The organism is Bartonella sp. AP58NXGY (assembly GCF_042195785.1).
Classification (GTDB): Bacteria; Pseudomonadota; Alphaproteobacteria; order Rhizobiales; family Rhizobiaceae; genus Bartonella.
This window is the reverse complement of sequence record NZ_JBHIOY010000279.1, coordinates 1-678: the sequence shown is the minus strand read 5'-3', so window position 1 is coordinate 678 and position 678 is coordinate 1. Positions and strand designations below refer to the sequence as shown.

General features: G+C 41.0%; 1 protein-coding gene. It reads left to right on the top strand.

The annotated features are described in order from the left end of the window. A partial coding sequence (locus ACFINC_RS10935) for an autotransporter domain-containing protein (protein ID WP_375617223.1) occupies positions 1 to 678 on the top strand: 678 nt, incomplete at both ends.

The window sequence follows — 678 nt, the reverse complement described above, 5'->3', positions numbered from 1 at the left end:
CAAGCCGGTGTTGCATTCGCGGCATTAGAAGGACAAAATACCACAACACATTTCGGTCTTGTAGGCACCTATGGGCGACTATCTTTCACTCCAAAGGATATGGATGATGTAAGTAAGAGCACATTGGATAAATGGTCACTAACAGCTTATGGCAGCGTGCAGCATGACAATGGTTTCTATATGGATACGCTTTTATCCTATGGAATTCTAAAAGGAGATATCGGCAATGCTATCATTGGCAAAACCGCAAAATTGAAAAATGCCAAAATGTTGAGTATCTCCACCACCGTTGGCAAAGAGTTTGCAACCGGAATGGAAGGCTTAACCTTCGAGCCTCAAGCACAACTTGCTTATCAACATTTGATGTTTAATACCATTGAAGATGCTGATAATTTTACCGTTGATATGAAAAATCCTTCTCAATGGTTGATCCGTGTTGGTGGACGTTTGACAAAAACCATTTCCACTGAAAACAACCGTCCAATGTCTTTCTATGGAAAAGTAAACTTGATCAAAACCTTTGGTGATAATGGTACCATCCAGATTGGCAGAGATTTTGACCTTGATCCTATGGGACCTGCAATTGAAGGCGGCGTTGGCATCAATGCGCAACTGTCTCACAATTTCTCCCTTCATGGTGATGTAAGTTATCAACAAAAGCTTCAGAAAACTGGTATA